Source organism: Brevundimonas sp. GW822-FHT03E11 (assembly GCF_058801445.1).
Genome location: NZ_JBXANG010000007.1, coordinates 46,541 through 60,117 on the forward strand (window position 1 = coordinate 46,541; position 13,577 = coordinate 60,117).

The following is a 13,577-nucleotide window of genomic DNA, read 5'->3' on the forward strand; positions in this document are numbered from 1 at the left end:
ACTTCACCCCTACTTCAGCGAACCGCTGTTCAGGTTCAGTTCGCTCGCCTCGATGACCTCCAGGTTCGGGTGTTTGGCCCGCAGGGCGTCGAGGAACAGCGACCCGTCGCCGACGATCACCAGGCTGGCGCGATTGACCGGCAGGTGTTCGGCGAAGGCGGCCTGGACCTGTTCGGGGGTGACGGCGCGGACGCGGCCGGCGTAGTCGGCCAGATCGCTCATCGGCAGGTCGTAGAGGGCCAGGTTGGCGACCAGGGCGCCCAGGCCGTCGACCGTCTCCAGCGAGCGGCCGAAGCCGCCGATCAGGGTGGCCCGGCGCGGCGCCAGGTCGGCCTGGGTCGGGGTTTCCGCGCCCAGTTTGGCGATCTCGGCCAGGATCAGATCGGCCACCTCGTCGGCGGTCTCGTTCTTGGTCTGGGTCGAGGCGGTGAACAGGCCCGCATCGGCGCGGGCGCCCAGGGACGAGCCGGCGCCGTAGGACAGGCCGCGCTTGATGCGGATCTCCTGGTTCAGCCGCGACGAGAAGCCGCCGCCCAGCAGGGTGTTGCCCAGGGTGAGCGGGAAATAGTCGGCGTCGGTGCGCGACACGCCGCGAATGGCGGCGACGACCGCAGCCTGACCCGCGCCCGGCTGGTTCACCACGACGATGCGCGGGGCCAGGGCCTGACCGGCCGGGGCGGCGACGGGCGCGGCCGCCTGACCCGCCGGGCGCCAGTCGCCGAACGCCTGTTGCGCCAGGGCGCGGGCGGCGGCGGGCGTGATGTCGCCGGAGAAGACCAGGGTGGCGTCCGAGGGGCGATAGCGGGCGGCGTGGAAGGCCGCGACGTCCGCCGGGGTGATGGCGGGCACCGACTGGACCGTGCCCGAGCCCGGCGCCCCATAGGGGGCGTCGCCATAGACGACCCGGCCCACGGCCTGGCCGGCGATGGAGCCCGGCTGGCTGAGGGCGACTCGAAGATTGTCCAGGGTCTGAGCCTGCTGACGCTCAAGCTCCTCGGCGGCGAAGGTCGGGTTCTTCACCAGATCGGCCATCAGGGTGACCGTCTGGGGAAAGGCGTTGGCCGGGGCGTTGGCGTAGACATTGGTGAAGTCCACGCCCGCGCCGGCGCCGATGGAGGCGCCCAGCTGTTCGATCTCGGTCGCGATTTCCGGCGCGGTCTTGGTCTTGGTCCCTTGGGTCAGAAGGGCGGCGGTCAGGGTGGCGACCCCGGCCTTGCCCGCCGGATCGTCAGACGAGCCGGCGTCGAAGCTGAGACGGGCCGAGACGAGAGGCAGGCCGTCGGTCGGGGCGACCAGGACGCGCAGGCCGTTGTCCAGGCGGAAGTCGGCGACGGCGGGGGTGGCCGGGGCCACTTCCGCGCCGGGCTGGGGCAGGGGCGTGCGTTCGGCCTCCGGCAGCAGGACGGCGGGGGTTCCGGCCGGCGCCAGGTCGGCGACCTTCACGGGCGCGTCCACGTTCATCTTCTGAACCGAAGGCGGGTTCTGCTCGTCGGCCGGCAGATAGCGGATCGTCGACTGCCGCTGGGGCGTCAGATATTTGCGGGCCACCCGCTGGACGTCGGCGACCGTGACGGCCTGAATCTCGGCGATCTCGCGGTCGGCGGCGGCGGCGTCGCCGGTGTTGATCAGGGCGAAGCCCAGCGCCGAGGCGCGATCGTCCACTGTCTCGCGATTGCGCAGGGCGTCGGCGACGATCTCGTTCTTGGCCTCGGTCAGTTCGGCGGCGGTGACGGGGGCGTCGCGCAGCTTGGCGATCTCGGCGTTCAGGGCGGCGATTCCCTCTTCCGCCGTATGACCCTGGGCCATGATGGCCAGGGCGGTCAGATTGCCGGCCTGCTGGGCGAAGTCGGGGGTCGAGCCGATCTGGGCGGCGATCTGCTGATCATAGACCAGCGAACGGTACAGGCGGCTCGATTCACCGGTGGACAGTATGCCGTCCAGCACGGTCAGGGCGGCGCGGTCGGCGTCGGCGTATTTGACCGTGGGCCAGCCGATCACCACGGCGGGCAGGGGGACGTTGGGCGCATAATAGGTGACGTCGCGCGGCCCGGTCGGCTCGGGCTCGGCCACATTGTTGGTCGGCAGCGGCGTGGCCGGGTTCTTCAGCGGGACGAAATACTGATCGATCCAGCGGTCCAGCTGGGCCTGGTCGAAATTGCCGGCCACGATCAGATAGGCGTTGTCGGGCCGATAGTAGGTGGCGTGGAAACGCAGGACGTCGTCCAGGGACGAGGCGTTCAGCTCCTCGATCGAGCCGATGCCGGGACGGCGATAGGGGCTTTCCTGATACAGGGTCTCGGGCACGAACAGGCCGAACAGACGGCCATAGGGGTTGGCTAGGATGCGCTGGCGATATTCTTCCTTCACCACGTCGCGCTCGGCGACGAAGGTCGGTTCGTCCACGACCAGGGAGCCCATCCGCTCGGCCTCGGCGAACAGCATGCGCTGGAGGTGGTTGGCGGGGACAGTCTCGAAATAGGCGGTGGTGTCGTCGGCGGTGAAGGCGTTGTTGGAGCCGCCCACATCTTCGGTCAGCCGGTCGAAGGTCTCGGGCGGCAGGTTCTTGGTCGCCTTGAACATCAGATGTTCGAACAGATGGGCGAAGCCCGAGCGGCCGGCCGGGTCGTCCTTGGACCCGACCTTGTACCAGACCTGAACCGTCACGTTCGAGGTGTCGGCGTCGCGGGCGGTGTAGACTTCCAGCCCGTTCGGCAGGACGCGCTTGGTGAAGCCCAGGGGCGGGACGACCACGCCCTGCTGGGCCTGGGCCGTGACAGGCGCAGGCGCGAGTGCGGCGGCCGGCGCTGCGAAGGCGGGCGCGGCGAGGCCCAGCAGCAGGGCCGAGGCGGCGACGGTGGCGGTGAGGCGAAATTTCATGCGGGTCTCCAGGCCCGGAGCGCCGGGCGATGAGACCGTATCAGCCCTCGGCTGACATGCACCTTACCGAGCTGTAATTATCGTCGTTCAAACACCTCGACGCCGATCTCGCCGTCCGGCGTCAGCCAGGCGTGTTTCATTCCCTGGCTGTTGAAAGGGGCGGCGATGTTTCCCGCGGCGTCAAGGGCGATCAGGCCGCCGTCGCCGCCCATCTGGCCGATCTCGTCGATGACGGCCTGGGTCGCATCGGCCAGCGACTGACCGGCGGCGACACGCCAGGCGACCTGGGCGGCGGCGGCGACGCGGATGAAATATTCGCCCTGGCCGGTGCAGGAGGTCGCGGCGTGGCCGTCGGCCCAGGTTCCGGCGGCGGGGATGGGGGTGTCGCCGGCGCGGCCCGGCATCTTGCCGAAGACCCCGGCGGTCGAGGTGGCGGCGGCGAGACGGCCCTGGCTGTCCAGCACGCAAGCGCCGACCGTGCCGTGGCTCAGGGTTCCGGGCGGATGATTGTCCTCGCCCTGACCGGCGCCCGTATACCAGGCGGCCTCGTCGGCGATCGGCTCCAGCCCCTGATCCTGGGCGAACAGGGCCGCGCCCTCGCCCACCAGCATGACGTGGGGGGTGCGCTCCATCACCGCGCGGGCCGCGACGACAGGGTTGCGAAAGCCCTGGAGGGCGGCGACGGACCCGGCCCGTTTCGTCGATCCGTCCATGAGGCTGGCGTCCAGCTCATAGGCGCCGGCCAGATTGGGCGAGGCGCCCTTGCCGGCGACATAGAGGCCGGAGTCCTCCAGCATGACGACGGCGGCGACGGCGACGTCCAGGGCGCTCTCGCCCGCGTCCAGACGCGGTTTCATGGCCTCGACCACCTGGCGCATGTGGGCGACCTCGGCGTCATAGTTGCGTTCGCGCCGGGCGCCGGCGCCGCCGTGGAGGATGAGGGCGGTCATGGTCTGTCTTTCCGAACCTGCTTTTCGTCGCCTCTTTCAATCGGGCGTGGCGCTCTTTAGCGTCGCGATGAAGGCCGCGCCATGTCGGTCGAAGACAAACGGCCTCAAGCAGCGCGAAGCGCGGTAGGCTCAACAAACGGGCCTCAAGCAGCGCGAAGCGCGGTAGGCCCAAAGGAGGAATGATGCGCGCTGTCCTGTCCAAGACCCCCGGCGGTCCCGAAACCCTGGTGGTGGAAGAGGTGCTCGATCCGACGCCCAAGGCGGGCGAGGTGGTGATCGAGGTCAAGGCCGTGGGGATCAACTATCCCGACACATTGATCATTGAGGACCGATACCAGTTCCGCCCCGAACGGCCCTTCTCGCCCGGCGCAGAGGTGGCGGGCGTGGTCGAGGCGGTGGGCGAGGGCGTCAAGGGCGTGGCCAAGGGCGACCGGGTCATCGCCGTGCCCGGCTGGGGCGGGCTGGTCGAACGGCTGGCGGTCAGGGCCGAGACGGTCATTCCCATGCCCGAGGCCATGAGCTTCGAGGAGGCGGCGGCCCTGATCATGACCTACGGCACCAGCTATTACGCCCTGAAGGACCGGGCGCAGCTGAAGCCGGGCGAGACCCTGCTGGTGCTGGGCGCCGCAGGCGGCGTCGGCGCCGCCGCCGTGGAGCTGGGCAAGGCCATGGGCGCTCGCGTGGTCGCCGCCGCCTCGACCAATGACAAGGTCGAGTTCGCCCTGGAGCTGGGGGCCGACAACGGCCTGATCTATCCGTCGGGACCGATGGACAAGGCGGCGCAGAAGGAACTGTCGGGCGAGTTCAAGCTGGCGACCGGCCGCGACGGCGCGGACGTCGTTTATGACGCGGTCGGCGGCGACTACGCCGATCCGGCGCTCAGGGCCATGGACTGGAACGGGCGCTATCTGGTCGTCGGCTTCCCGGCGGGGATCCCGTCCCTGCCGCTGAACCTGACCCTGTTGAAGTCGGTGTCGGTGATCGGGGTCTTCTGGGGCGCGGCCGTGGCGCGCGATCCCAAGGGCCACGCCGCCAACATGGCCGAGCTGATGCGGATGTACGCCGAGGGCAAGATCAAGCCGCGCGTGTCCAAGACCTTCCCGCTGGAGAAGGCGGGGGCGGCGATCAAGGCCCTGGGCGACCGTCAGGCCCTGGGCAAGATCGTGGTGACGGTGGGGGATTAGATCAGACCCTCTCCCGCTTGCGGGAGAGGTGTCGCGGCGTCCGCGTAGCGGACCAGCGACGGAGAGGAGAGTTTCGCCGAAAGGAAGACTTCCCCCATCGTCAGGCGTGTCGCTGCGCGCCACGGCCTGACACTTCCCCCGCGAGCGGGGGAAGGTCGGTCATCCGCCCCTCAGCCGCTCAACCGCCTCTTCGGCCTGGTCGCGGTGGCGGCGTTTGATGTTGGCGCCCAGGGTGGCGATCAGGGCGGCGATGACCGCCGCGTCGTCGGTGTAGCCTATGCCGGCGAACAGGTCGGGAATGGCGTCCACCGGCATGACGAAATAGGCCAGGGCGGCGAAGATCATCCCCTTGGCCGGAAGCGGAGTCTGGGGATCGCGGGCGGCGTACCAGGCGGCCAGGGCCTGATCCGCGAAGGGGATGCGGGCCGCCGTGCGCTGGATCTTGGGCCAGAAGCCGCGCGTCACCCGCGCCTCATTGACCTTCACCACGGTGGGGACCAGGGCCTTTTTCGGGTCCAGGGCGTCTTCGGGCGAGACGGGTTTGGCTTTGGCGGTCATGGCCGCTAAATCCTCAAACGAAACTCAGGTTCATTACAACATAGGAAAGACCGAGATGAAACTCGACAGCAGCATCGCCGCCGTGGTCACGGGCGGGGCGTCCGGCCTCGGCGAAGGCACGGCCCGCGCCATCGCCGCCACGGGCGCCAAGGTGGCCCTGTTCGATCTGAACGCCGAAAGGGGCGAGGCCATTGCCGCCGAGATCGGCGGCGTCTTCTGCCAGGTGGACGTGACCGACGACGCCTCGGTGGCCGCCGCCTTCGAAAAGGCGCGCGCCGCCCACGGCCAGGAGCGGCTGACCGTCAACTGCGCGGGCATCGCCACCGGCATGAAGACCGTCTCGCGCAAGAAGGACACCGGCGAGATCAAGGCCCACGACATGGCCCAGTTCGAGCGCACCGTGCGGGTCAATCTGTTCGGCACCTTCCGCGTCCTGTCGCAGTCGGCGGCGGGCATGGTGACCCTGGAGCCCATGGCGGACGGCGAGCGCGGCCTGATCGTCAACACCGCCTCGGTGGCGGCCCAGGACGGCCAGATCGGCCAGGCGGCCTATTCGGCCTCCAAGGGCGGGGTCTACGCCATGACCCTGCCGATCGCGCGCGACCTGGCCCAGGAAGGGGTGCGCTGCAACACCATCCTGCCCGGCATCATGTGGACGCCGATGATGGCCGGCATGGACCAGAAGATTCAGGACGCCCTGGCCGCCGCCATCCCCTTCCCCAGCCGTCTGGGCACGCCCGCCGACTACGCCTCCCTGGTGCTGGAGCTGGCGCGCAACGTCTATATCAACGGGGAGTGCATCCGCCTGGACGGGGCCATACGTTTGGCGCCGCGCTGACATCTTTAGCGCGCTATCGCTCGCCGCGCGGCGGCTCGCTGCTTGAGCGCGGAAGGGCGCTACGCTCGCGATGCGTTCCCGCCTTCGCGGGAATGACGAGGCTCGCTGCTTGAGCGCGAAGGGGCTCCGGCCGTGATCAAAAGGCGGTCTCTCAGCCTCAAGCAGCACGAAGTGCGATAGGCCGAAAAAAAGGGGTTGCGGTCCGCCGCAACCCTCCGCTATACGCCCCCTCCTCGACGGGGAGCACACATCGCTCCCTACGGAGTGCGGGCGTAGCTCAGGGGTAGAGCACAACCTTGCCAAGGTTGGGGTCGGGCGTTCGAATCGCCTCGCCCGCTCCATGTCGGGATGCAAAATCAGGGGCCTGTCGTTCTCGGCAGGCCCCGATTTTTTGCCTGAAACCCAACGATGTCTCAGAGCAGGGCGGCCGCCAGCGTCAGGGCGCCGAGGCCCAGAGACAAGGGTAGCCGCAGCCCCAGCCAACCCTCGGGCGTCAGGCCCAGGGCCTTCAGCCGGACATCGACCAGGACGCTGAGGGCGATGAAGCCCCCCAGCGGGCCGAGCGAGAGGCCCATATCGCTCTCGCCCGACGCGAGGGGCCAGGCCGCAGCCAGGGCCAGCAGCGACGGAAGCACCGCCACGCCCCAGACCCAGGCGGGAGCCTTGCCGCGCGCGGCCGCCGCCAGTCCCCACCAGACCCCGCCCAGGAAGCTGAAGATCAGGGCGGCATAACCAAAGGCCAGACCAAGGGCCAGGGGGCGCAGTTCGGCCCCGCCGCCGACCAGCAGGGCGACCGCCGCCGCCTGGGGCAGCAGGCCCGAGAAGCCCAGCAGGCGGGCGAGGGAGGGAAGGCGGGCGGGGGCGTTCGTGTCCATCTCGATCCGGCGTCTACGCAGGGAGGCAAATCCGATCCCCGGCGCCGGCTCGTATATCACGATCACCGCGCGCCGCGCCCTCCGGAAGCCCTCCTCCCCGATGATCCGACGTTCAGCCCGCCCCGCGCCCTGTTCTGAACCAAGCCGATGAGCCGGCTGGTCGTCTGGCACGACGGGGCCTGTCCCCTGTGCCGCCGCGAGATCGCCCTGATGCGACGGCTGGATCGCCGCGGCGCCATCGAATTCGTCGATGTGGCGGGCGACGGGGGTGTCGCCTGCCCGTTGGATCGCGAAGCCTTGCTGGCCCGGTTTCATGCGCGCGAGGAGGGGCGGATCCTGTCGGGGGCGGCGGCCTTTGCGGCCATGTGGCGGGCCATTCCCCTGTTGCGGCCCCTGGGGCTGGCGGCGCGGTCGCCGGCGGTGCTGGCGGGGCTGGAGGCGGCCTATCGCCTGTTTCTGATGGTGCGGCCCCGACTTCAGGCCCTGGCGCGAAGGGCGGGGTGAGCCATGGCGGTGCTGAGACTGGTGCTGGGCGATCAACTGTCGGACAGGCTGACCGCCCTGGAGGGGCTGGATCCCGCCGCGGACACGGTGCTGATGGCCGAGGTGCGCGACGAGGCGACCTACGTCCGCCATCACAAGCAGAAGATCGCCCTGGTCTTCGCCGCCATGCGCAACCACGCCGAACGGCTGAGGGCCCGGGGCGTGCGGGTGCGCTATGTGGCGATCGACGACCCGGACAACAGCGGCTCCATCACCGGCGAACTGGCGCGGGCCCTGGATGCGGGTCCCTATGGCCGGGTCGTCCTGACCGAATGCGGGGAATGGCGCCTGGCCGAACATCTGGCGGCCTTCGCCGAAGGGGCGGGCCTGCCGGTTGAGATCCGCGAGGACCGGCGGTTCATCTGTTCCCACGACCGGTTCCGACGCTGGGCCTCGGGCAAGTCGCAGCTGCGGATGGAGTTCTTCTATCGCGAGATGCGGCGCGCGACCGGTCTGCTGATGGACGGCGATCAGCCGGAGGGCGGGCGCTGGAACTATGACGCCGAGAACCGCAAGAAGGCGCCGCGCGGGGTGAAGCCGCCCCAACGGCTGCGCATCACGCCCAACGCCATAGCCCAGGGGGCCATGGCGGACGTCGCCTGCCTGTTTCCCGATCATTTCGGCGCCCTGCACGATTTCGGCTGGCCGACGACGGCCGAGGAGGCCGAGACGGTTCTGGAGGATTTCCTGGCGAACATCCTGCCCGGCTTCGGCGACTGGCAGGACGCCATGGCGGAGGATCAGCCGTGGATGTGGCACGGGCTGATCTCGACGTCGTTGAACCTGGGCCTGCTTGATCCGGTGGACGTCTGCCGCCGGGCCGAGGCGGTCTATCGCGCCGGACGGGCGCCGTTGAACGCGGTCGAGGGCTTCATCCGCCAGATCCTGGGCTGGCGGGAGTTCGTGCGCGGAATCTACTGGCTGAAGGCGCCCGAATATCGGGCAAGGAACTTCCTGGACGCGGACCGGCATCTGCCCTGGTTCTACTGGTCGGGCGAAACCGACATGGCCTGCGTGGCCGATGTGGTGAGGACGACGCGGGAGAACGCCTACGCCCATCATATCCAGCGGCTGATGGTGACGGGCAATCTGGCCCTGCTGCTGGGCGTGCATCCGGATGTGGTCGATGACTGGTATATGGCCGTCTACGCCGACGCCTATGAGTGGGTGGAGATGCCCAATACACGGGGCATGGCTCTGTTCGCCGACGGCGGGATCGTGGGGTCGAAGCCCTATGCGGCGTCCGGCGCCTATATCGACCGGATGAGCGACTACTGCGGCGGCTGTCGCTATGATGTGAAGAGCAAGAGCGGCGACGCCGCCTGCCCGTTCAACCGGCTGTACTGGGGCTTTCTGGAGCGGAATCGGGGCCGGCTCAGGGACAATCCGCGCCTGGCCATGCCCTATCGGACCCTGGACGGTTTTGGGGAGGCGAGGCGGGCGGCCCTGGCGGCGGAAGCCGAGGCGTGTCGCACCCTGCTGGGCGCGACGCCCAGGGACTGAGGGGCAGCTTGGCGGGAACCTCGACGGGAGCTGCGGGATTTGCTTGGCTGTTTCCCCGTTCGAGCCAGAGAGGTCGCCTCCATGATCGCCCTTCGCCGCCCCGCCTCCCGTCTTCCTGTCCGTCTGCTGGCCGCCGCCGTCGCGGCCTCGGCCCTGTCGGCCTGCGCCTATAATGAGGCGCTCGGTCGCAACCAGCTGCTTCTGGTCGACAACGCCGCTCTGGCTCAGCAATCGAACGCCGCCTGGCGCGAGGCGATCAGCAAGCCGGGCGTCCAGACCTCGGGCGCCCAGGTCGATCGCATCCGTCGCGTCGGCAACCGTCTGGTCCAGGCGGCGGGCCTCGGCGACCGGACCTGGGACTATGCGGTCTTCAGCGAGAAGAGCCCGAACGCCTTCGTCCTGCCGTCCGGCCAGATCGGCGTGACCGACAGCCTGCTGGCCCTGGTCCAGAACGACGACCAGTTGGCGACCGTGATCGGCCATGAGATCGGCCATGTCGTCGCCAACCACGCCGCCGAGCGGGCGTCGAGCCAGGCGGCGACCTCCATCGGCCTGGCGGCCGTCGGCGGGGCGGCGGGGCGTTACGGCGACGCGGTCAACGCCTATGGCGGTCTGGCGGCCCAGTACGGTCTGCTGCTGCCCTATTCACGGCGCGACGAGCTGGAGGCCGACCGGCTGGGCGTGGACTATATGCAGGCCGCCGGTTTCCGCCCGTCCCAGGCCGTGGCCCTGTGGCGGCTGATGGCGGCCCAGCGTCAGGCCAGCATCCCGCAGTTCGCCTCGACCCACCCGTCGGACGCGACCCGGATCGACCTGCTGCAGCAATATATCGCCGGCAAGGGCTGGAGCTGATCAGACCTTGATGTCGAGATAGGTCCCCGGACGCATGATCCGGGGCGGCTCTCCGTCGGTCGACGGCGAGGGCGGGGTCGGCCGCGTCGGGCTTGCGGCGGGCGTCTGGGGCTGGACCGGAGCGGCCTGGATCGGGCTGGCCTGGACCTGGTTCAGGGCCGCACGGAAGAAGGCGGCCTGGGCGTTGCGCGCCGACGAGGTCTCGCCGCCGGACGGCGGAAGGGTCTGGGGCAAACCTGGGCGAATCGCGCTCATAGCCAACCGTTAACGCATCGCGGGGCGACAATCGTTAACAAGATCTCAGGAAAGAAGGTTAATCCCGGCCTAACGGCTGTTTTTCGAAGGCGGGGACCGGCCTGGTGCCTGCATCGAGGCGACCAGCCGCTCGATGTCGGCGTCGTTCAGCAGGGGGCCGGACTGTTTGGCGGTGATCCGGCCCATGGCGTCCACGGCGAAGGTCTCGGGCACGCCGGATATGCCCAGGTCCAGCCCGGCCCGCCCCTCGCCGTCGACCAGGACCATCGCATAGGGATCGCCCAGCTCGTCCAGGAAGGCGCGGGTGGCGACCGGCTCGTCCTTATAGGCCACGCCGACGACGGCGATCCCGCGCGCCTTCAGGGCCAGAAGCTTGGGGTGTTCGATCCGGCAGGGGGCGCACCAGGAGGCGAAGACATTGACCAGCATGGGCCGTCCCACCCCGGCGGTCTTCAGGTCCAGATTGCCCGGCCCGGCCGTGTCGCCCTCCAGCATGGGCAGGACGGTCTCGGGGATGGGCTGGCCGACCATGGCGTCGGGCTTGAAGGCCGGGTCGCGCTTCAGCGACCAGCCGGCGAACAGGGCGAACAGGGCGACCGCCACGACGAGCGGCAGCAGGGCCAGCCAGCGGTTCATTTTAAGGGCCCTATCGCGCTTTGCGCTGCTTGAGGGCGCGGGGAGACTGCCGCGTCTGATGTCGCGCTCTGGTCTTTTTCCAGACGCTCGAGTTCGCGCTTCCATTTGCGCGAGGCGACGACGGCGCGGGCCGTCAGGGCGGCCAGCACCAGGGCGCTGACGCCCCAGGCGGGCCAGACGAAGGCGGCGTAGGGGCTCATGTCGAGGTCGAGCATCTTAGGCCTCCAGCGCCTTTCGCGCGCGCAGGGACAGGACGCGGCGGCGGCGGATTTCGGTGCGGACCGCCGTCAGCCACAGGGCCGCGAACGACACCCCATAGGCCGCCAGCATGGTCAGGAAGGCGGGCAGATAGACGGGGTCTAGGCCCGAGGCGCCCGGCGTCAGGAAGCTGGCCGGCTGATGCAGGGTGTTCCACCAGTCGACCGAGAATTTGACGATCGGCAAGTTGATCAGCCCGACCAGGCCCAGGACGGCGGCGGCGCGGGCGCCCTTCTGCTCGTCGTCGATCGAGGCCCGAAGCGCCATATAGCCGAGGTAGAAGAGAAACAGCACCAGGACGCTGGTCAGGCGCGCGTCCCAGACCCACCAGGTTCCCCACATGGGCTGGCCCCACAGCGAGCCGGTGAACAGGGCCAGGGCCGTGAAGGCGGCGCCGGGCAGGGCGGCGGCCCGGGCGGCGGCGTCGGCCAAGGCGTGGCGGAAGACCAGGGCGAAGAAGCTGGAGACCCCGAGCGCCGCATAGGCCCCCAGGCCCAGGCTGGCGGCGGGCACATGGACGAACATGATCCGCACCGTGTCGCCCTGCTGATAGTCGGCGGGCACGGTGAAGCTGAGCCAGGTTCCAACCGCCAGCAGGACGGCGGCGGCCGTCCACAGCACCGGCGTCAGCGGGCCGGTGAAGCGCATGAACCGCTGCGGATTGGACAGGCCGAACATGGTGTCAGCGATTACGCGGCGGGACGGCGGCGGGCAAGCGGCGTGTCACGGCGTCCCCTAGCCTTGGGCGTTCCTGACCGCCGCCGCCCCGGCGAAGGCGGCGACGACCCCGGCGAACAGGACGTAGGCGGTGAGGAAGGCCAGGGCCGGGGCGGGCGACTGGCCGGACGCCGCCCGCTCCAGCGCGCCGGCGCCGAACACCACGGGCGGGATGAACAGGGGCAGCACCACGACGGCGATCAGCAGGCCGCCCCGCTTGGCGCCCAGGGCCAGGGCGGCGCCCAGGGCGCCGGTCAAGGCGAAGCCCGCCCCGCCGATCAGGGCCGACAGGGCGGCCAGGGGCGCCAGCGAAACCGGCAGGCCCAGGGCCAGGGCGGCGACCGGCGCGGTCAGGGCCAGGGGCAGGCCGACGGCGATCCACTGGGCCAGGGCCTTGATCAGAACCACCGATTCCAGCGGCAGATGGCCGATCGCCAACAGGTCCAGCGCCCCGTCCTCCAGGTCCCGTTCGAACAGCCGCTCCAGCGACAGCAGCGAGGCTAGCGCCAGGGCCAGCCAGGCGATCCCGCCCGCCACCGGCGAAAGCGTGCGAGGATCGCCCCCCGCCGCCAGGGGCAGGACGGCGGTCAGGCAGGCGAAGAAGCCGCAGGCCAGAAGCGGGCCGCCCCCGCCGCTCCAGGCCAGGTCCAGCTCCCGTTCCAGCAAGACGCGCGTCGCGCCCCGCAGGCCCGGCGGGCGGGGTTCGGCGTCCACCGGCCGGCTCACGCCAGACCTCCCAGGTCCAGGGTGCGGGTCGGGATCGGCAGGGGGTCGTGGACGGCGGCGAGGATCAGGCCGTCGGCGTCGAGATGACGGCGCATCCGCTCGGCGAAGACGGCGCGCCAGCGGGCGTCCAGCGGGGCCATGGGCTCGTCCAGCAGCCACAGGGCGCGGGGCGATCCGATCAGCCGGCCCATGGCCAGACGACGGCGCTGGCCGGCCGACAGGCGGCGGACTTCGAGCTCCAGCAGGGGGGCGAGGCCGAAGGCGTTGACGGCATCGTCCACGCCGCACTGGACGTGGCCCAGCCAGTCGCATTGGAAGCCCAGCTCCTGGCGCGCCGTCCGGCTGGTCTTCAATCCGTCCTGGTGGCCGAGGAAATGGGTTTCGCGGCCGCGCGCCAGCCGCTCGTCCAGCCGATTGCCGTCGCCGTCATGGAAGGCGATGTCTCCGGCGTCGGGACGCAGCAGGCCGGCGACGGTCCGCAGCAGACTGGTCTTGCCCGCGCCATTGGCGCCGGTCAGCGCCACGGCCTCTCCGGCCTGCAGGCGCAGGTCCAGGCCGGTGAACAGCCGCCGTTCGCCGCGCGAGACGGTCAGGTGGGAGAGGGAGAGGGCGTGGATCATGGTGGCGACGTTCTACCTCCCCCGCAGGGGGCAGGAGAGCCAGGTCGCTGTTTTGAGAACCTTTCTCAATGTCCACGTCGGGGGTGTGGACACATGGACGGTGCGATCCGGCGGGTCTATAGGCACGCTTGCCGCAGCAGGCTTTCGCCGCGCGCGCAGGGGCCCTGTGAGCCGCTGCGTCTGCC

General features: G+C 70.1%; 15 protein-coding genes and 1 tRNA gene. 6 read left to right on the plus strand and 10 right to left on the minus strand.

The genetic code is table 11. From position 1 onward, the window contains the following. Positions 1-9: 9 nt before the first annotated feature. Together AC1RKE_RS12110 and AC1RKE_RS12115 are read right to left on the minus strand one after the other, a co-directional pair. Positions 10-2,877, minus strand: a complete 2,868-nt coding sequence (locus tag AC1RKE_RS12110) for a M16 family metallopeptidase (RefSeq protein ID WP_395941917.1) — start codon at positions 2,875-2,877, stop codon at positions 10-12. 77 nt (positions 2,878-2,954) lie between these two features. Continuing rightward, on the minus strand, positions 2,955-3,827 hold the full coding sequence (locus AC1RKE_RS12115; RefSeq protein WP_287103754.1) for an isoaspartyl peptidase/L-asparaginase family protein: 873 nt from the start codon (positions 3,825-3,827) through the stop codon (positions 2,955-2,957). A 182-nt stretch (positions 3,828-4,009) separates the two neighbouring features. On the opposite strand from AC1RKE_RS12115, the gene AC1RKE_RS12120 reads away from it, so the two are divergent. Further along, positions 4,010-5,011, plus strand: coding sequence for an NADPH:quinone oxidoreductase family protein (locus AC1RKE_RS12120; RefSeq protein ID WP_348684724.1), 1,002 nt, complete (start codon positions 4,010-4,012; stop codon positions 5,009-5,011). A 159-nt stretch (positions 5,012-5,170) separates the two neighbouring features. On the opposite strand, the gene AC1RKE_RS12125 is transcribed toward AC1RKE_RS12120, so the two are convergent. Continuing rightward, positions 5,171-5,569 carry a YkvA family protein gene (locus AC1RKE_RS12125; protein WP_054764619.1) on the minus strand — a complete coding sequence of 133 codons (399 nt, stop codon included), beginning with the start codon at positions 5,567-5,569 and terminating at the stop codon, positions 5,171-5,173. Between the two features lie 55 nt (positions 5,570-5,624). Between AC1RKE_RS12125 and AC1RKE_RS12130 the strand changes: the two genes are divergently transcribed. Then, a complete protein-coding gene (locus tag AC1RKE_RS12130) occupies positions 5,625-6,407 on the plus strand; it encodes an SDR family NAD(P)-dependent oxidoreductase (protein WP_191554925.1) in 783 nt (260 codons plus the stop codon). 266 nt (positions 6,408-6,673) lie between these two features. Further along, positions 6,674-6,748: transfer RNA gene (locus tag AC1RKE_RS12135), tRNA-Gly, on the plus strand. 72 nt (positions 6,749-6,820) lie between these two features. On the opposite strand, the gene AC1RKE_RS12140 is transcribed toward AC1RKE_RS12135, so the two are convergent. Beyond that, positions 6,821-7,282 (minus strand): DUF3429 domain-containing protein, encoded by a 462-nt coding sequence (locus AC1RKE_RS12140; RefSeq protein WP_336969047.1) that lies wholly within the window; start codon positions 7,280-7,282, stop codon positions 6,821-6,823. A gap of 147 nt (positions 7,283-7,429) precedes the next feature. Here AC1RKE_RS12140 and AC1RKE_RS12145 point away from each other — a divergent pair, with 147 nt between their 5' ends. The 3 genes from AC1RKE_RS12145 to AC1RKE_RS12155 all read left to right on the plus strand — a co-directional run bounded on the left by AC1RKE_RS12145 (position 7,430) and on the right by AC1RKE_RS12155 (position 10,180). Continuing rightward, entirely contained in the window at positions 7,430-7,786 is a 357-nt protein-coding gene (locus AC1RKE_RS12145; RefSeq protein ID WP_348683804.1) for a thiol-disulfide oxidoreductase DCC family protein, read from the plus strand. 3 nt (positions 7,787-7,789) lie between these two features. Continuing rightward, positions 7,790-9,328: a cryptochrome/photolyase family protein gene (locus AC1RKE_RS12150; RefSeq protein WP_333897356.1), complete on the plus strand. Its 1,539-nt coding sequence runs from the start codon at positions 7,790-7,792 to the stop codon at positions 9,326-9,328. An 81-nt stretch (positions 9,329-9,409) separates the two neighbouring features. Continuing rightward, positions 9,410-10,180, plus strand: a complete 771-nt coding sequence (locus AC1RKE_RS12155; protein WP_054764624.1) for a M48 family metallopeptidase — start codon at positions 9,410-9,412, stop codon at positions 10,178-10,180. Here the strand turns inward: AC1RKE_RS12155 and AC1RKE_RS12160 are convergent, their stop codons facing one another. The 6 genes from AC1RKE_RS12160 to ccmA form a co-directional block, all read right to left on the minus strand. Then, positions 10,181-10,435 carry a hypothetical protein gene (locus AC1RKE_RS12160; RefSeq protein WP_287397398.1) on the minus strand — a complete coding sequence of 85 codons (255 nt, stop codon included), beginning with the start codon at positions 10,433-10,435 and terminating at the stop codon, positions 10,181-10,183. Between the two features lie 69 nt (positions 10,436-10,504). Further along, complete coding sequence (locus AC1RKE_RS12165; protein WP_287397400.1) at positions 10,505-11,071, minus strand: DsbE family thiol:disulfide interchange protein; 567 nt, start codon at positions 11,069-11,071, stop codon at positions 10,505-10,507. Continuing rightward, positions 11,068-11,286, minus strand: coding sequence for a heme exporter protein CcmD (gene ccmD / locus AC1RKE_RS12170; protein WP_287397401.1), 219 nt, complete (start codon positions 11,284-11,286; stop codon positions 11,068-11,070). Before ccmD ends, AC1RKE_RS12165 begins: the two co-directional genes overlap by 4 nt. A gap of 1 nt (position 11,287) precedes the next feature. Further along, positions 11,288-12,007 (minus strand): heme ABC transporter permease, encoded by a 720-nt coding sequence (locus tag AC1RKE_RS12175; RefSeq protein ID WP_348683807.1) that lies wholly within the window; start codon positions 12,005-12,007, stop codon positions 11,288-11,290. Between the two features lie 57 nt (positions 12,008-12,064). Continuing rightward, on the minus strand, positions 12,065-12,772 hold the full coding sequence (gene ccmB, locus AC1RKE_RS12180) for a heme exporter protein CcmB (protein ID WP_191557908.1): 708 nt from the start codon (positions 12,770-12,772) through the stop codon (positions 12,065-12,067). Beyond that, on the minus strand, positions 12,769-13,392 hold the full coding sequence (gene ccmA, locus AC1RKE_RS12185; protein ID WP_348683809.1) for a heme ABC exporter ATP-binding protein CcmA: 624 nt from the start codon (positions 13,390-13,392) through the stop codon (positions 12,769-12,771). The genes ccmB and ccmA overlap by 4 nt, the downstream gene beginning before the upstream one ends. Positions 13,393-13,577: the final 185 nt, after the last annotated feature.

Bases quoted from the DNA above. Each gene is read 5' to 3' on its own strand.
- AC1RKE_RS12110 (WP_395941917.1), bottom strand. From the start codon at position 2,877: ATGAAATTTCGCCTCACCGCCACCGTCGCCGCCTCGGCCCTGCTGCTG.
- AC1RKE_RS12115 (WP_287103754.1), bottom strand. From the start codon at position 3,827: ATGACCGCCCTCATCCTCCACGGCGGCGCCGGCGCCCGGCGCGAACGC.
- AC1RKE_RS12120 (WP_348684724.1), top strand. From the start codon at position 4,010: ATGCGCGCTGTCCTGTCCAAGACCCCCGGCGGTCCCGAAACCCTGGTG.
- AC1RKE_RS12125 (WP_054764619.1), bottom strand. From the start codon at position 5,569: ATGACCGCCAAAGCCAAACCCGTCTCGCCCGAAGACGCCCTGGACCCG.
- AC1RKE_RS12130 (WP_191554925.1), top strand. From the start codon at position 5,625: ATGAAACTCGACAGCAGCATCGCCGCCGTGGTCACGGGCGGGGCGTCC.
- AC1RKE_RS12140 (WP_336969047.1), bottom strand. From the start codon at position 7,282: ATGGACACGAACGCCCCCGCCCGCCTTCCCTCCCTCGCCCGCCTGCTG.
- AC1RKE_RS12145 (WP_348683804.1), top strand. From the start codon at position 7,430: ATGAGCCGGCTGGTCGTCTGGCACGACGGGGCCTGTCCCCTGTGCCGC.
- AC1RKE_RS12150 (WP_333897356.1), top strand. From the start codon at position 7,790: ATGGCGGTGCTGAGACTGGTGCTGGGCGATCAACTGTCGGACAGGCTG.
- AC1RKE_RS12155 (WP_054764624.1), top strand. From the start codon at position 9,410: ATGATCGCCCTTCGCCGCCCCGCCTCCCGTCTTCCTGTCCGTCTGCTG.
- AC1RKE_RS12160 (WP_287397398.1), bottom strand. From the start codon at position 10,435: ATGAGCGCGATTCGCCCAGGTTTGCCCCAGACCCTTCCGCCGTCCGGC.
- AC1RKE_RS12165 (WP_287397400.1), bottom strand. From the start codon at position 11,071: ATGAACCGCTGGCTGGCCCTGCTGCCGCTCGTCGTGGCGGTCGCCCTG.
- ccmD (WP_287397401.1), bottom strand. From the start codon at position 11,286: ATGCTCGACCTCGACATGAGCCCCTACGCCGCCTTCGTCTGGCCCGCC.
- AC1RKE_RS12175 (WP_348683807.1), bottom strand. From the start codon at position 12,007: ATGTTCGGCCTGTCCAATCCGCAGCGGTTCATGCGCTTCACCGGCCCG.
- ccmA (WP_348683809.1), bottom strand. From the start codon at position 13,392: ATGATCCACGCCCTCTCCCTCTCCCACCTGACCGTCTCGCGCGGCGAA.